This is a genomic window from Nonomuraea sp. NPDC046570 (genome assembly GCF_040645915.1).
GTDB lineage: Bacteria > Actinomycetota > Actinomycetes > Streptosporangiales > Streptosporangiaceae > Nonomuraea.
Genome location: NZ_JBEYZF010000016.1, coordinates 1 through 15,704, shown reverse-complemented (window position 1 = coordinate 15,704; position 15,704 = coordinate 1). Strand labels below are relative to the sequence as shown.

The window sequence follows — 15,704 nt, the reverse complement described above, 5'->3', positions numbered from 1 at the left end:
ATGCCCCGACGCTACCCAAGGTCGACAGGAGACCGAGCCCTCATGCCGGACGCATGAGGCGGTTCTCGTAGGCGAAGACCACGGCCTGCACCCGGTCGCGCAGCTCCAGCTTCAGCAGGATTCGGCCCAGATGCGTCTTCACGGTGGCCTCCGCGAGGTGCAGACCGGCGGCGATCTCGGTGTTGGACAGGCCGCGGGCCACCTCGACGAGCACCTCCCGCTCCCGGGGCGTGAGCCGTTCCAACCGCTCGTCACTCGCCGGGACGCTGCCAGCGGGGAGCTGGTGGGCGAAGTTCTCCAGCAGGCGGCGGGTGATCCGCGGGGAGACCACCGCGTCGCCCGCGGCGATGCTGCGGATCGCCGTCAGCAGTTCCTGCGGCAGGGCGTTCTTGAGGAGGAAGCCGGACGCGCCTGCCTTGAGTCCGGCGAAGGCGTACTCGTCGAGGTCGAAGGTGGTGAGGATGAGGACCCGGGTCCGCCCGGAGCTCCGGGTGATCTGGCGGGTCGCCTCGATCCCGTCGATACCGGCCATCCGCACGTCCATCAGGACGACATCGGGGCGCAGCCGCCGTGCCAGCCGTACGGCTTCGGCGCCGTCCCCGGCCTCGCCGACCGGCTCCATGTCCGGCTGGGCGTCGAGGACCATGGTGAACGCCATGCGCAGCAGGGGTTCGTCGTCGACGAGCAGGACGCGGATCGTCATGCGTCCCCCTCTCCGGCCATGCCGAGGTCGAGGCGCGCCGAGACCCGCCAGCCGCCGCCCGGGAGCGGGCCGGCCTCCAGGGTCCCGCCGTAAGCGGCCGCACGCTCGCGCATGCCGGGGATGCCCTGCCCGGACGGTGCGCCGACGGCTCGCATGGCGCGGCCGTCGTCGGTGACGTCGAGGGTGACGGCCTCGGGCGCGCAGCGCACCCGGACCTCGGCGCGAGTGCCGGGTGGCGTGTGCTTGAGGGTGTTGGTCAAGGATTCCTGTACCAGGCGGTAGGCGGTGAGTTGCGCGGCGGCGGGGACGGCGGCGGGGTCGCCTTCCAGGTCGAAGCGGGTCGCCAGCCCGGCGGCGCGCATCTGGTCGGCGAGGGATTCCAGCTGGGCGATGCCGGGCATCGGGTGGCGCGACGCGTCCGGCTCGTCGGCCCGCAGGACGCCCAGGGAACGCCGCATGTCGGTGAGGGCCTGCCGCCCCGTACCGGAGATCTGGCGCATGGCGGCGGTCGCCTTGTCGGGTGAGCGGTGCTGCGCGAAAACCGCGCCGTCGGCGAGCGCGACCATGACCGACAGGTTATGGGTGACGACGTCGTGCATCTCACGGGAGATACGAGCCCGTTCGTCCGCCACCGCGAGCTTGGCCCGCTGGTCGCGTTCACGCTCCAGGCGAACCGCGCGGTCCTCCAGAGAGGCGAGGTGGGCGCGCCTGATCCGGGTGTTCACCCCGGTGACGGCGACGGCGACTGCCACCGCGGTCAGGAAGACGGCCGAGCGGAGGAACGAACCGTCGGGGGCCGCCCAGCGCGTGGAGGCCATCAGGATGCCGACTTCCAGGACGCCCGCGGCCATGAGCGTGTGGCGCCAGGTGGAGCGCGCGGCCACCGTGTACAGGGCGATCAGCAGCGCCACATCGGCCAGCAACTGGATGCCGACGAGCCATTGGACGAAGGCCGCGGCGGCCACCGCGAAGAACACCGCCAGGGGCGCCCGGCGCCGCCATACCAGGGGCACCACCAGGGCCGCCTGCAGGATCAGAGGCCCTGCGGGGCCCTGGTAGACCTTGTCGTTGAGGCCGACGGCCACGAAGAACAGCACCGCCGCCAGCGACGCGTCGAACGCCACTGCCGGGAACCGGGCACCCACCCGCGGCAAGGCGCGTACCGGTCGCGCCGCCTCCGTCACGGCCACCGCCCCACCGGTCATCACACGTCCCGGGTCCATGGCGTCACCATATTGGGCTCCCGCCGGAGGACGACAAGCGCACACCCGGCGTTGTGGGCGGGCAGGAGGCCCGCGCGTCAGCCTGGAGTCGTACACGGATCGCCCGGATGAGGCGCCCAGCCGCAGGTCAGGCACCGGATATCCGGCAGGTCGCTCAGGGGTTCGAGAAACCCGACTGGGGACGGACGCGCCGGACTGGCCGCGCGGCTTAGCTTCGTACCCCGGTCACGGTGCGCCGCGACCGGTCCTGTCCGAGACAGTGTGCAAGAGGAGATCCGATGCGTGGACGAAAGATGGCCGGAGCCGCGATGGCGGCCCTTGTGGGCACCACCCTGATCGGTGCGCAGCCGGCCGCCGGTATGACCCGCGGCCCCGCCCAGGACGGCGGGCTGGCCCGGTTCGAGCAGCAGAAGATCACTTGGCATCGCTGTCAGACCGGCCCCGACGACCCGACCGGCGAACAACTGGACGCGGCGAAGGCCCAGTGCGCCGAGGTCACCGTGCCGCTGGACTACAGCCGTCCGAGCGGTCGGACCATCAAGGTCGCGATGTCCCGGCTGAAGGCCACCGATCCGGTACGCCGGCGGGGGACTCTGCTGTACAACCCCGGCGGCCCCGGCGTTCCCGCGATGTACCTCGCACTCCAGGTCAAGCAGGCCGAGCCCGCGGTCGCGTCCCGCTACGACCTGATCGGGATGGACCCCCGATTCGTCGGGCGCAGCACCCCGCTGAACTGCGAGTGGCCCAGCGTCGCCGTCGGCTCCGCCGGACCGGACCGGCGCACCTTCGACAAGAGCGCGGCCCTGGCCAAAGACCTGGCCTCCCGCTGCGCCGTCCACCGCGAGGTGCTCCCGCACGCCTCCACCCGGAACACCGCCCGCGACATGGACGTCATCCGGGCCGCCCTCGGCGAGCCGAAACTCTCCTACCTCGGCTCGTCGTACGGCACCTACCTGGGCGCGGTCTACCTGCAACTGTTCCCCCACCGCGCCGACCGGGTCGTCCTCGACAGCACCCTGAACCCCGACCTGTACGGCCCCGACCTCACCAGCACGCAGGGCCCGGCCCTGACCGCGGTCATGAACCACTGGGCGACCTGGGCGGCCCGACACCACGACCGCTACCGCCTGGGCGCCACCACCGCCCAGGTCCTGGCCACCGTGAACCGCGTCAACCAAGCCGTCACCCGCGGCCCGCTCCAGGTCGGCCGCCACCAGGTCGACACCCGCGTACTGCCGCTGATCCTGTTCAACGTCACCGCCGGGGACAGCCCGGAGGCATACGCCAGTTTCGCCGCCGACCTCCGGGTCCTCAGCGACGCCGCCCGCGGCATCAAGGTCACCCCCACCCCGGTCCTGGAACAAGTCCTGACCGGCCACTCCTCCCCGGACGCGGACGGATCCGCCAGCGTCCAGACCGCGCTCTCCTGCGCGGACCGGGCGGCCTCCCGCGACCCTGACACCTACTACCGCGACATCCAGGCCCACCGCGTCGACGAGCCCCTTTTCGGCGCGCTGACCCGCAACCTCACCCCTTGTACGTTCTGGCCCACCGCCCCCGCCGAACCCCCCACCCGGGTCCGCAACAACGTCCCCGTCCTGATGGTGGGCGCCACCGGCGACCCCGGGGCCACCTACCCGGGCCAGCAGGCCGCGCACCGAGCCCTGACGGGCTCCCGCCTGGTCACCTTGCGCGGCGCCTTCCGCCACACCGTGTACGGAGGCCTCTTCGCCCCGCAGAACAACTGCATCGACAACGCGGTCAACCGCTACCTGATCGACGGCATCCTGCCCACCACCGACACCACCTGCCCCAACACTCCGCCCACCGACAAGAGCTGACACACCTCGAAGTCCTCGGCCCTCAGCGTCCCACTTCCGACGTCTTATCCGCCCTAATGGCACGGCGATCAAGGCGTTGACATGGAGCCGGGCGGTCCGTAGTGGCTCAGGTCCCTCGTCCCGCCTGAGCGCTACGGGTTGACAACCGAAGTCGATCAACCACCATGATCAGATATGAACGCCTTGATCCGGGCAGCTATCGCGGGCGCTGTGGTCGGCCTCGCCGAGGCCGCCATCTTTGGCCTTTCCCGCGGGGAGTACGACCTCCTTGCTCTGGTGGCTCTGCTGTTCGGGCCCTTCCCCCTGGGAATGCTGCTGTGTCGCTTAGGCAGGCTGCCTCATTGGGGTGTGGTGGCGGCGCTGGGCCCGTTCGGCGCCGTGGCGTTCTTCGTCGGGGCCGACTCCCACCTCTCGTTCTCCACCATCATGGAATTCGGCGAGTGGCGCGGCGGCCTCATCTTGATGGCTATCGGCGCGTGCAGTTACGCCTTTGCGGCAGGCTTGGCCATGCCGATGCACAGGGCGGCCCGCGTGTCCGCGCTCGGGGTGATCGCCGCCGCCTACATAGCCGCATGGTCGACGCAGGACGTCATCGCCCTGGCGGCGCGAACTCAGGTGATGGCCCGCGCGGGAGTGCCCGTCATCGCCCCCGACCTGCCGGGGTACCGTCTCACCCGCGCCGACGGCGAGGACGCATCCCTCTCCCTCTCGTACGAGCGGCAGCGTGACCACTCGGACTTGATCATCTCCGTCGAACCGAAACGCGGGACGACCCCCAAGTCGGCCTGCGAGGACCGGATCGCGGACTCGGTGCTGGACGGCACGCCCACCACGTGCCGGAAAGTGTCGGCCGGGATCTGGATCCGTACCGAGACCATGCGCACGACGGTGCTCGCGACGCACGGCAATGCCCTGGTCGAGGTCGGAAGCGACACGGCGTCGGAGGCGGAACTGCTCGCCGTGCTGCCGACTTTCCGCCCGATCGGCGTATGGGAGCTGGCTCACAGCTGAAAGACAGCCCCTACCACTGACCCCGAGGTTCACCCGGTGGCAGCCGACCGGGCGGTCATACGGGGCGAGAGTGCTGGTCTTCGTGCGTGAACCACGCGGTGAGCGCCATCACCACGATGCCGATCAGCGACAGGGTAGATCCCCAGACCAGGTGACGCCGACTTACGCGAGCGTGGCAGCTGCGTGGGGCTGATCACGCCGCGAATACCACAGAGCCGCACACAATGAGCATCCTGATCGCCTCAGCCACGGAGAAATAGTACGCATCGCCGAATGTGCCGTACGGAAGAACAGTCCGCAGCCTTCAGACGGCGCGCTATGCCCCAGAAGTGCGGCGACAGATCTTCACGGATCGTTTGGGCGCCCGCAACCAAGACCTCGAGTTCTCACGACAGGAGAGTTTCCAGTACAGCTAGGTCTTTTAGCACCATTTGCGGCACGATCCGCCCAATAACGCCTTGACTGCTTGTCAAACCCTGATATTTGCGGCTTTTAAGTGGTTTGGGATGGTCCGTCTGACCCTGCCTCGTCTACGTCCAGGAGCGTCCCCCTGGCCGAGGCAGGACAGAAGGGGCCACTCGTATGCGACGAGTCGTCACCGTGCTTGCGGCTGCCCTGGCAGCCCTCCTCTCCCTCTCCCTGACAAGCGGCACAGCAGCGGCAACCCCGCCCAACATCCCCTCGCCCGCCACCGCGGCCACCCGCCTCGACCAACTCACCGTCGCCGCCGAATCCCACCACTCCACCTACGACCGCAACCTGTTCCCCCACTGGATCACCATCTCCGGCACCTGCAACACCCGCGAGACCGTACTCAAGCGCGACGGCGTGGGCGTGGTGACCAACTCCAGCTGCGCCGCCGTCTCCGGCAGCTGGTTCAGCCCGTACGACGGCGCCACCTGGACCGCCGCGTCCGACATCGACATCGACCACATGGTGCCCCTGGCCGAGGCCTGGACCTCCGGCGCCTGGGCCTGGACCACCCCCGAACGCCAGGCCTACGCCAACAACCTCGGCGGCCCCGAACTGTGGGCGGTCACCGACAACGTCAACCAGTCGAAGAGCGACCAGGACCCGTCCACCTGGCAACCCCCGCTCCCCTCCTTCGACTGCACGTACGCACGGGCATGGATCCAGGTCAAGTGGTACTGGGACCTCACCGTCGACACCGCCGAGAAGACAGCACTGGAGGACATGCTCGCGACCTGCTGATCCACGACCCTGTGGGCATCGACCCGCCAGGCCGATGCCCACAGCCTTCAGTGCGTGTCTCGCCAGTTCGGGAACCATCGGTAGTCGGGGAGTGGAGAAATGCGAGTGGTGCTGAGCAACTGGCTACGTTGACCCGTATGACCGAGCCTTCCTACCTCACCCTCCTTCGGGCGTCCTATGACACGGTCGCCGTCGACTACGCGAAGCTCTACGGAGACGCGCTCGCGTCCATGCCGTTGACCCGCGCCATGCTGGCGGCGTTCGCCGAGTTCCACCGGACGCTGGCACCAGGCGGCCACCTGCTGCTGGGGACCCACGTCGGCGATGAGTACCGGCATCTCCAGCACGCGTACGGGCACCCGGTGTCCATCGGCGTCCATCGGCTGCCGCCCGCCCGCATCGCCGAACTGCTCGCCGAGGCCCGGCTGGCCGTCACCGCGCAACTACTGGAGGAGCCCGGCGAGGGACAGGAACGGCAGCACGCTTGCCTCGTGGCCCGCAAGACCGTCTGACCAAGGATGGGCGGAGTCGGCGGGCGGGCGTGCCGACTTCGGTAAAGGTCACCGGCGATTCTCCCGTGGCGTGACCACGATGGTCACGCCGTCGAGCAGGCGTTCAAGTCCGAAGGCGAACAGCGACTCCAGATCGAGCTCCGTGCCCGGCTCCGCGACCTGGGCGATCAGCGGCCCCTCGATGGGAAGCCGGGCCGTGGTCCACTGCACGCTGGTCATCCCCGTGTCCAGCTCAGCACCGGCCTCGCTCTCGATGTTCACCGCCGTCCCCCGCACATAGTTGACCATCGTGGCGTAGACGTACAGCCGGGTGCTCGAATCCAGGCCGAGGCTGTCGAACGCGCGCAGGGTCCACAGCCCGTACGCCAGCTGCCCCGGCAACGCGACCGGCCGCGTGATGGACACCAGCCGCGGCAACCAGGGATGGCGCTGGTAGGCCGCCCACTGAAGCTGCGCGGCCACCCGCAGGTGAGAACGCCATCCCGGCGGCGGCTCCGGATAATCGATCTCGGCGAACGCGGCGTCGGCGATCAACTGGGTGAGCTCGGCCTTGGCCTCGAGGTGCCGGTAGAGGGCCATGGTGGCGACCCCGAGCTTGGCCGCCACAGCCCGCATGGACAGCGCGGCCAAGCCGTCGGCGTCGGCGATCTCCATGGCCACGCGGACGACGCGGTCGCGTTCGAGACCCCCGGCCGAACGCGAGGGCAGTCTCCGCCGAGCGACCACGGAGCCGACCCGAGCCGCGGACTCGATGGCACCCGCCTGCTTGAGCGCGGCCAGCGCCTTGGTGGCCGTCGCCATCGCGACGCCCCACTCCCGCACGATCGCCCTGGTGGTGGGGATGGGATCGCCGGGCCGCAGCTCTCCATCGGCGATGCGCCGCTCGATGTCGGCGACGATCCGAAGGTACGGCGGTCGCGGATCGTTCACGACGCCCATGCTGCCACGCCTCAGCGGTCAGGCAGCCAGTTGCCGTGCAGGCCGAGCGGCACCCTGACAGGAAGGTGGACGCGCGCGACGGGCTCGCCGGCGAAGTCCTGAGCCGAGAGAATCACCAGGTCGCTGGCGTTCCGGAGAGGATTATGCACGTAGGTGAGCAAGTACCCCTCATCCTCCCCTTGCCCCGCGGCGGCGAACACAGCCTCCCCGACCGCCTCATCCTTGCCGAACCCGTGCACCTCGGCCGTCCCCCGCTCCAAGTCATGCTTGACCAGAGCGTTGGTGAAGGCGTCGTCCGGCGGCATGCCCTCGGGCGCGAACGGGATCCCGTACAGGGCGGTCGCGGCCGAGTAGCCATATCGGTACGGGCGGGTGGCACGCGCCTCGTTCACCCGCGGGAAATCCTGCGGCCGGTCGTCGATACGCCGCTGATGGATCTTGTCCGGCCCGATCGTCCAGCGGTCCAGCACAGGCCGGATCGCCCCGGGATCGGCGGGATCGAACGGCCCCTCGGCTGTGACCACGTCGACCACGACCGAGTCGCCGTCGTCGTAGGCGTTGAGCGTGTGGCTGACATGGATCGGGTCGATGTCCAGCCAGCGCACCTCACCCCCGGTCCGCGGCATGACGCCCACCCGCGTCGGATGCTCCGGCAGCCACCGGCAGTCGAACCCGTCGAGGCCCAGCGGCGTGTCCCACACCACCACATGGTTCTCGGTGAGCGCGAAGTCGTGCATGAACGGCGTCCGCGTCATGGGGATGGCGGTGGTCTGAACGACACTCCCCCCGACGTCGGTCACGATGTACTGGACGAAGTCGCGGCCCAGCATGTACGACAGCGAATGCAGCTCGCCGGTGAGCGGGTCGTGCTTGGAGTGCGCCCCCGCCGTGAACCCCTCCGCGGTCCCGCCCAGCTCGCACCCGCCCACGGTGTTCAGCTCCTCGTCCAGTTCGGCGGGCGCCAGGCCACCCTCCGCCATGGCGAACGTACGCTGGGCGTGCTCGATCACGTGCACCATGGGCGCGAAGCCCGGCGTGCGCACGAAGCGATTGCGGTACCACTCGGCCCGGCCATCACGCAGCCGCACCCCGTGCACCATGCCCTGACCCATACCCCAGATGTGCACCACGGGGTCCTCCACGCCCAGCGGGTTGGGCCCGTTACGCACGTAGCGCCCATTGAGCTCGACCGGGATCCGCCCGGTAACGGAGAGATCGTAGGCGGTGACCTCTTCGGCGACGGGCGCGAACGGCCCTTCCAGATATCTCATGTGGACACCGTACGCAGAAGCCCGCCTGAGCCTACGAGTGCGAGGAGAAATGCCATGCTGTGTACTAGTGCAGACTGAACCGCGCTGAGCGGTCGCGCCTTGCAACCCAGAAGGCCGGTGCCGCGCTGCCCACAAGGTCGTTCCATTCCCTGTGACATCGCGCACTACTACGTACCATTTCTCCGTACGATTCATGATTGTGCTTTTCGAAGTGGTAGTCCTGGGCATCCCAGCAGCATTCGTATGCGGCTCGATATTCTTCGCGAGGCTATCGGCCTCCCGTGTCCGGCAGAACCGCGCCGATTCCATGGCCCGGGGAACGGCCGTGGCGATGGTCGGCATCACGGTGGTGGCACTCACCGCGTGGTCCACGCGCGAAGACACGCACTATGACGACTTCGGGTCGGTGATGACCGTCCTGGCGGGCATATACGGCGGATCGCTGCTGATTCTCGGGTTGGGCCCCTTCGTCCCATGGCTGCTGGGCGTGCTCGGGCGCAACGCCGTACATCTGCCGCGAGTGTTCCGGCCGGCCGCCCGCCATGTGGGTGGTATACCCGCCCGAACTGCCGCGGGAGTGGCGACGACGATGGTCGGAACCGCCGTCGCAACAGCACTGATGATCATCGCACCTGCCGTGACGGCGCACGGAAGGGCAAACTACTACCCCGAAGCCCGACCAGGCGCACTCGTCGTGGAGGTCTTCTCCGCAGAGCAGGCGGCCACCGTGAGGGCGGCCGTCCAGCACGAGTTACCCGGCGTACCCATTACAGAGGCCGGTTCTGACACCGGGCCAGGCCACCTCGCCGTGTCGAGCCCCGACATCATCTGGACTGAGCCATACATCGGTGACCAGGCACTGCTGCGCTACCTCACCGGGAAGCCGTCGACGCCTTATGACAAGGGCACAGCCGTGCTGGTTTCGACAGACGAGGAGGAAGTTGCCTCTGTACGGATTGAGTACACCTCCGCCGGGACAGACGACTCCCCCTCAGGTGAGAACATCCCGGTGATCACTATCAGATCCCCTGATCCTCGTTTCGGCAGACTCTTCATTCCCCGCGAGGCAGCGATAAGCCTTGGATTCAGACCGCAGCCCGAGCGGCTCATCATCGACCCTTCGCACTATCGTGTCTCGGCAACCGAGCAGGAGCGCCTCGACCGCCGACTGAGCGGAACCGCCGTCACCTACGTTGAGCGTGGATATCAGGCAGCGACCGAATGGCGGTACGTCGTTGCGGTAATGATTCTCATCGCCCTCGCCGGCGCACTGGCCGCAACCCGCGCGGCGGGCTCGAAGCGCATCCTGCTACGGATCAGCGGCGGCTCAGCCGTTGCCCTGCGGTTCCTCACCGCCTGCCGAGCAGCCGTCAGCGCGGCATGTGGTACGGCGATCGGCGCCACCGCCGGATGCTTCATCGGCCTGTGCCTGGCATGGCCCCTGACCACCTCGATCGACTGGGATCCGCCCCCACGACCGCCCTTCGAGACCCCATGGACAGCGATCGCCATTCTGATCGCCGGACTGCCTGTACTCAGCGCTGCGGTCGCGGCCCTCGCCTCCCCCACCTGGCTCACCCGGTCACCCCGCACATCGAGCGGCAGCCTCCCGATTTCTCCCACGTCAGAGCCCTAGTGGGTGTTCGATTCCAGGAGCTCTGGCTGGTTGGGGCTCGCCAGGTTGAGGGGGATTCGCCGGTGAGTCACGAGGTCGATCACAGTGATGTGGATCATGGCTCCGGAGTGGGCGGGCCGAGTCTCGCAGTCACGGGTCAGGCGGCGGTGAAGCACGAGGCAGCCGAGAGTTAGTTCGGCAACCCAGCGGTGGGGCAGGGCTGCGGATCCTCTGGCGGGGGCGCGGCGTTCGACGTTGATGCCGAGAGGGCACGCGCCCTACGGCAAATTGCCGAAGCTCACTAGGGAAGGTTAGCCAGCCGCACGCGGGGAGGTCGTCTGCTCGCGGATCGAGGCACCGGCGCCGAACTTGAAGCAAGCTCCTGAGAATCAAGGCCACACAGCACATCGCGCTGACCTGGGGATCCTCACATCCGCAGCCCCTTTTTATGCGTATTGCACCAGTGCCGCCCCAAGTAGGGTGTCGCTGTGGATCTGGACGTCATCCGGCGCGGCATCGACGCGCTCCGTGAGTACGACACGGACTTTGGCCTCTTCGGCGCCCGCGAGCACCGCTACCGGTTCATGCCGCCGCTCGACGAGGCCGCGTTGGAGGCCATTGAGGCGCGGATCGGGGTGCGCTTGCCGGCCGACTACCGCACGTTCTTGACACGGCTCGGCAACGGCGGCGCCGGTCCGTACTACGGGGTTCACGGGTTGCGGCCGGACGACGCCTGGGCGCGGTTCCACCCGTTCCCGTTCATGGAGGAGTGGGAGCCGCCCGACTTGGACGACGAGGGCTACGACGACGTCATGGAAGCCGCGTTCGAGGGGCTGCTGGCGGTCGCCGAGCACGGCTGCGGCTACCGCTCTCACCTCGTCGTCAACGGCCCCGCCGCGGGCCAGGTCTGGGGCGACTGGACGTGCGTCGGTGAGGCGCTGGCCCCCGAGGCCGAGTCGTTCGGCGCGTGGTACCACGACTGGCTCGAGGGATCGCTGCGAGAGGTGCTAGGTGACCGGATCGAGGCCACCGCGCACGACGAGACCGGCTGGAGCGTTGACCGGCGGCTGCTCAGCCTCCTCCCACAGCCGCCCGCCGGTGGCGACGAACGGCCGCAGGTAAGGGTCCTACGGCTGCTCAGGCGGGCCTACCCCGCCCTCTACGAACACCGCCACGACGACGCGCGCGACCTCCTCGCCCAAGCCCGCGCGGTTGGCGCTCCGGCGGACTACGAGGTGCGCATCGCGCTCGCGGAGGCCGTGCTCTTGCGCGAGGAAGGCAGGGGCGCCGACGCCCTGACCATCGTGGAACACGCGATCCCGCGGTGCGGCTGGCCATTCGACAGCGCGCGGCTGCGCCGCCTGCGAGTCGAGCTGCTCCTGACGCAGAACCGGCTGGACGACGCGCGTGCGGCGACCGAGGAGCACATCGCGTACTGCCCCGACGACGACTTCGGCTACGTACGCCGCGCCCTCCTGCGACTGCTGACCGGCAACCCCTCGGCCGCCGAGGAAGTCCTGCGCGCCGACGCCCCGCTCGGGAGAGGACTCGGATCGAAAAGCTACCTGTCTCCCGCCGACCGCGCCCCGACCGCGCTACGGCTCCGCGCCCGGCGCATGGCCTGGGAGTGCCGCCGCTGGGGATACCCCACCGACGCGCCCCGCTTCGACGCGATCGCCACCAGTTAATCGAGCTCAACGATAATCCCCAGGCCGTGGGCTCCCTCGCCGGAGCTTCGGGATTCCCGGGCCTACTTGGCGGCGAGATTGTTACCGGTTGCTCCGAGTGTGCCGGTGGATGCGTTGCTGTACTTCTCAGCTGTTACAGCACGAGGGCTGTCGGGCATGGCCTTGGGGCATCATTCGGCAGGGCCGCAGCCGGACGTGGATCGCCTGGCTTGACATGCATGGCATTCTGCGTGCGCCCACGGCGCGGACTTCACTCACCGGCACATCGCTTTGATGAACTCCGAGAAGCCCGGGAACTCCTCTCGCGCCCCCGCCACGATCTCCGCCGCAGAACCACGCCTCCCCGGCGCGTACCGCTCCGCGATCGCCTGGAATGCCTCGTTTGGCTGCGTCTCACGATCTGGGTCGCTGAATGCCTCTGCCGGGCCCAAACCGTCCGCAAACAACCGGAGCAGATCACCGAGATCGCGAGCTATCACGCCGCATTCACCCTCGGAACCGAGGTAGACGACAGGCTGCTCGGTGATTGACATATCAGGCCGAACAAGCCAGAAACCGACATAGTCACCTCCCCCGGTAGTGCCGAAAAAGCGGAAATCGCTGCCATCGACCTCTTCGTTGCCGGTCCACAGGCGAAACCACCACGCGGTCCTCTCCGGCGCCTCGAACCGTTCGTATAGCTCGAAATCACAACCGTGAGCCTCGTCGGTTTCTTCGTCCCACTCCCACTCAAAGCCAACCTTGGCCACCTTGGCCAAGGCGATGGGTAGGGCCAGATGTCCAGGTGTGTCCGTCATCCTGAGAGACTAAACCACTCCACATCCGGTAGCCGATCTGATTGCGTTGCTGCAATGGAGGATGATGACCGCCTCGCATCTGCACCATCTCCCCTCGGCGAACTCGACCGCGTCGCACTGGTTGTCGTACTGGCTGCGGTGGTTTGCAATCGTCGAGCGTTTCGTCTCGCTGGCTTGGGAGCGGACGGGCTGCGCCGGCCGGACCCCTCCGCCAGCCTGCGCCGAGCCATGGCACCGTCAGGTCGAGCCGGTCGTGCTGCTCACGGGGCCTGTTCTGGTGACCGCCAGGGCGCCTTAAGTGTTCTTGGCGTCTGTTGGAATGGGCTGGTTCTGCATGCTGATGTACTCCAACAGCTCGTCTTCATCGATGACCTCGTCGGCGGGCGGGGCGGTGATGACGAGGCGGGATCCCCAGTCGGTGTAGCGCGTGTCGCTCCGCCTGACCAGCGGATCCTTTCCCTCTCCCGCAGTGTCAGTGGTGATCAGGCGCTTGAGCAGACCGTCACGGTTGACCCAGAGCTGCCAAGAGATCTTCCCGTTGATGGGCTGACCTGAGGTCCAGTTCATGAAGGCGCCCTTGGAAACCTTGCTCAGCTCCTTGTGGCTTATGGTGCCCCGGTAAAGGAAACCGCCGGAGACGGGCTTGCTCGTCGAGCGCTTCAGCACGGCCTTCAGCATCGACGAGTCGTACACGTTGATCGGCTGCAGGCTGGCATCCAGGGCCATGTCCCGGCCCATGCGTCCCCGGTGCTTGTTCGGGAACCGGACCCACTTCCTGCCTTCCGGAACCGGCCCGGGATGCATGGCACTGTCGTCGTACACGTCCTTGCCGACGCGGATCACACGGTACGGGCCCGACTTCTTGGACGGGTCCCACCAGGTGAAATCCGCAGCCACTGGACCCGATGGGGCGAACTGGAGGTTACCGATGATTCGGATCCCACCCCCGGAGACCTTCGACTTCTTTCCGAAGAAGTAGCGGTTGGTCTCGGAAATTCGAACGCCATGCTCGTTCCGGAACTGCCGCTTGAGCGCGCGCGCCGGATCGGGAGCACCTGCCTGCGCGGCGGCGGGACTCGCGGCAACCGGCACGGACGCGATCAGTACGGCGACCGCCAGGGCAGCCCATCGTCTCATGGGGCATTTGTCCTTGCTCTTAAGCTTTTAATGCATTCAACGGAAAGATGAAGCTCAACCGAGATGGTAACGGGCGCATTCCATCGGGCTCCGCTTCGTGGCGGACGGCGGCGCCGAGCATGCGATGCTTGAAATCTGTACTACGTCGAGACCGTTCGCGGAGTTCGGCGCGGGTCGTCGGCGTGCGCGCGAGCGGCGGCCCGCGTGATGAGCCGTGTCCGGGTCCACCGCGCCATGACGCCGCGGCGTTCCAGTCGATGCTGGACGGGATGATCAGGCCCCACCTCGGCCATCTACAACCTCTCAGTGACGAGCACTCCCTTGGCGATCATCCCGCAGCCGGATCGCCCCCGCCGAAGGCTCACGTCCTCTCTTGGAGCATGCTCGGTCCGCCCTGGGAATGGACGCTGAATGACCGATCAGGCATGCTTGTCCTCCCCTGCGCGGAGGTTCAGATGGCGATTGGGATGGCTGAGGCCCTATTCGTTTTAGTGGCGTGGGTCGTTCCCGCGGTGGCGGTGTTCTTCCTCATCTACTGGGCGATCCGACTGGCGATCAGGCATGAGAGGCGACGGGTGCCGAGTCCGCGGGAGATTGCAGAACAGGGGCGTCGGGAGCGTGCGGCGACAGAGCGTGCGACTCAGCGTCGTCGAGCGCGCCCCCGACAGAATGAGAACACGCTCGACGATCTGTAGTGCTGTCACGTTGTGCCTAGTCCAGGCCCGCATGGTTCCCCGCGCGAGACCGGCCCCCAGGCCGCAACTCGCGCGGGTGTTTGCCCGTCTCGGGACTGTACGGGGTTTTCTGGACACACCCTGTCGTGGAAGAAGACACGGACCCGGCTGCTCAACAACGGCCGGGAGATCTCCGCCAACGGAATCGTCTTGCTGGACGCGGCATCGATCCCGGTCATCCGGTATCGCTGGCGCGCCTGGGGCATTCCGACACCCTGGTGCGCCGGCCGGGTAATTCCCGCACTCAAGGGCCCGACAACGGATTCGGAAACAGCACTGATCGGCTGCACACCGGTCAGTGGGAGGGACAATCCGCACCGATCCGGCACCGGGGTGGCGGTGTCCGGTCACGGGTGGTGGGACAAGGGGAACTGCAGCAACGACCGTGCTAACGTGCAGAACTGCCTCTATGAGTGGTACACGGACAACACTTGGCGACAGAAAGCGTGTTCGCCGGTCAAGGAACTCAAGCCCGGCGGCGGGAGCAGCAACCGTACGGTGGCACGCCACGACTGCGACGGCACCCAGCTGACGTCGTGGCGTAACCACGTGGACGTCGACGTGATCGGCGAGATCGACACCGCTGAGCGGCCGATGAACCAAGCCAACGTCAACTGCCTGGTGAACTAATGTGAGGGACGTCGCAGCTGTGAGACAAGGGGGAACCCAGCATGCCGGAGCGCGGCGTCACAGCACAGCCGGGCATGGTGCCCGCGGACCGTCGGACCGCGGGCACCATGTTCGCTGCCCTCTACGGCAAGCTGGTCCCGCACCCCTGGCATGATCCTGAGCACGACGCCTACCAACTGTTCCATCAGCGGTCGCTCGCCATGGGCTGGCTCGACGAGGCAACCGCGGTGCGAGAGGACGACACGCTCAGAGCCTCCGGCCTGTGGGCCATGAACGATGCCGGGTGGAACCACCCCCTAGATCGCTGATGTGAAATTCGGGTTAGTGATCGTAGGCGGTCAGGGACCGTTTCACGGGTGCGCCGGTGTTCCAGTTGTGCCAGATGACGGCG

General features: G+C 67.8%; 14 protein-coding genes. 8 read left to right on the top strand and 6 right to left on the bottom strand.

Annotated elements, in window-relative coordinates:
• Positions 1-40 precede the first annotated feature (40 nt).
• Both ABZ911_RS24245 and ABZ911_RS24240 read right to left on the bottom strand, forming a co-directional pair.
• Positions 41-703 (bottom strand): response regulator transcription factor, encoded by a 663-nt coding sequence (locus tag ABZ911_RS24245; protein WP_358059924.1) that lies wholly within the window; start codon positions 701-703, stop codon positions 41-43.
• On the bottom strand, positions 700-1,926 hold the full coding sequence (locus ABZ911_RS24240; RefSeq protein WP_358059921.1) for a histidine kinase: 1,227 nt from the start codon (positions 1,924-1,926) through the stop codon (positions 700-702). The genes ABZ911_RS24245 and ABZ911_RS24240 overlap by 4 nt, the downstream gene beginning before the upstream one ends.
• A gap of 278 nt (positions 1,927-2,204) precedes the next feature.
• Between ABZ911_RS24240 and ABZ911_RS24235 the strand changes: the two genes are divergently transcribed.
• The 4 genes from ABZ911_RS24235 to ABZ911_RS24220 all read left to right on the top strand — a co-directional run bounded on the left by ABZ911_RS24235 (position 2,205) and on the right by ABZ911_RS24220 (position 6,502).
• Entirely contained in the window at positions 2,205-3,767 is a 1,563-nt protein-coding gene (locus tag ABZ911_RS24235) for an alpha/beta hydrolase (protein WP_358059918.1), read from the top strand.
• 174 nt (positions 3,768-3,941) lie between these two features.
• Positions 3,942-4,778, top strand: coding sequence for a hypothetical protein (locus tag ABZ911_RS24230; protein WP_358059915.1), 837 nt, complete (start codon positions 3,942-3,944; stop codon positions 4,776-4,778).
• Between the two features lie 582 nt (positions 4,779-5,360).
• Positions 5,361-5,990, top strand: coding sequence for an HNH endonuclease family protein (locus ABZ911_RS24225; RefSeq protein ID WP_358059912.1), 630 nt, complete (start codon positions 5,361-5,363; stop codon positions 5,988-5,990).
• A gap of 137 nt (positions 5,991-6,127) precedes the next feature.
• Positions 6,128-6,502: a hypothetical protein gene (locus ABZ911_RS24220; RefSeq protein WP_358059909.1), complete on the top strand. Its 375-nt coding sequence runs from the start codon at positions 6,128-6,130 to the stop codon at positions 6,500-6,502.
• A 48-nt stretch (positions 6,503-6,550) separates the two neighbouring features.
• On the opposite strand, the gene ABZ911_RS24215 is transcribed toward ABZ911_RS24220, so the two are convergent.
• Together ABZ911_RS24215 and ABZ911_RS24210 are read right to left on the bottom strand one after the other, a co-directional pair.
• Positions 6,551-7,441, bottom strand: coding sequence for a GntR family transcriptional regulator (locus ABZ911_RS24215; RefSeq protein ID WP_358059906.1), 891 nt, complete (start codon positions 7,439-7,441; stop codon positions 6,551-6,553).
• Positions 7,442-7,452: 11 nt separating this feature from the next.
• Positions 7,453-8,712: a carotenoid oxygenase family protein gene (locus ABZ911_RS24210; RefSeq protein ID WP_358059903.1), complete on the bottom strand. Its 1,260-nt coding sequence runs from the start codon at positions 8,710-8,712 to the stop codon at positions 7,453-7,455.
• A 193-nt stretch (positions 8,713-8,905) separates the two neighbouring features.
• On the opposite strand from ABZ911_RS24210, the gene ABZ911_RS24205 reads away from it, so the two are divergent.
• Both ABZ911_RS24205 and ABZ911_RS24200 read left to right on the top strand, forming a co-directional pair.
• Positions 8,906-10,348 carry a hypothetical protein gene (locus ABZ911_RS24205; RefSeq protein ID WP_358059900.1) on the top strand — a complete coding sequence of 481 codons (1,443 nt, stop codon included), beginning with the start codon at positions 8,906-8,908 and terminating at the stop codon, positions 10,346-10,348.
• A gap of 467 nt (positions 10,349-10,815) precedes the next feature.
• Positions 10,816-12,015 carry an SMI1/KNR4 family protein gene (locus tag ABZ911_RS24200; RefSeq protein WP_358059897.1) on the top strand — a complete coding sequence of 400 codons (1,200 nt, stop codon included), beginning with the start codon at positions 10,816-10,818 and terminating at the stop codon, positions 12,013-12,015.
• A 254-nt stretch (positions 12,016-12,269) separates the two neighbouring features.
• On the opposite strand, the gene ABZ911_RS24195 is transcribed toward ABZ911_RS24200, so the two are convergent.
• Positions 12,270-12,812 carry an SMI1/KNR4 family protein gene (locus ABZ911_RS24195; RefSeq protein ID WP_358059894.1) on the bottom strand — a complete coding sequence of 181 codons (543 nt, stop codon included), beginning with the start codon at positions 12,810-12,812 and terminating at the stop codon, positions 12,270-12,272.
• A 294-nt stretch (positions 12,813-13,106) separates the two neighbouring features.
• Entirely contained in the window at positions 13,107-13,949 is an 843-nt protein-coding gene (locus ABZ911_RS24190; RefSeq protein WP_358059891.1) for a hypothetical protein, read from the bottom strand.
• Between the two features lie 884 nt (positions 13,950-14,833).
• Between ABZ911_RS24190 and ABZ911_RS24185 the strand changes: the two genes are divergently transcribed.
• Both ABZ911_RS24185 and ABZ911_RS24180 read left to right on the top strand, forming a co-directional pair.
• Positions 14,834-15,313: a hypothetical protein gene (locus ABZ911_RS24185; protein ID WP_358059888.1), complete on the top strand. Its 480-nt coding sequence runs from the start codon at positions 14,834-14,836 to the stop codon at positions 15,311-15,313.
• A 41-nt stretch (positions 15,314-15,354) separates the two neighbouring features.
• Positions 15,355-15,621 carry a hypothetical protein gene (locus tag ABZ911_RS24180; protein WP_358059885.1) on the top strand — a complete coding sequence of 89 codons (267 nt, stop codon included), beginning with the start codon at positions 15,355-15,357 and terminating at the stop codon, positions 15,619-15,621.
• Positions 15,622-15,704: the final 83 nt, after the last annotated feature.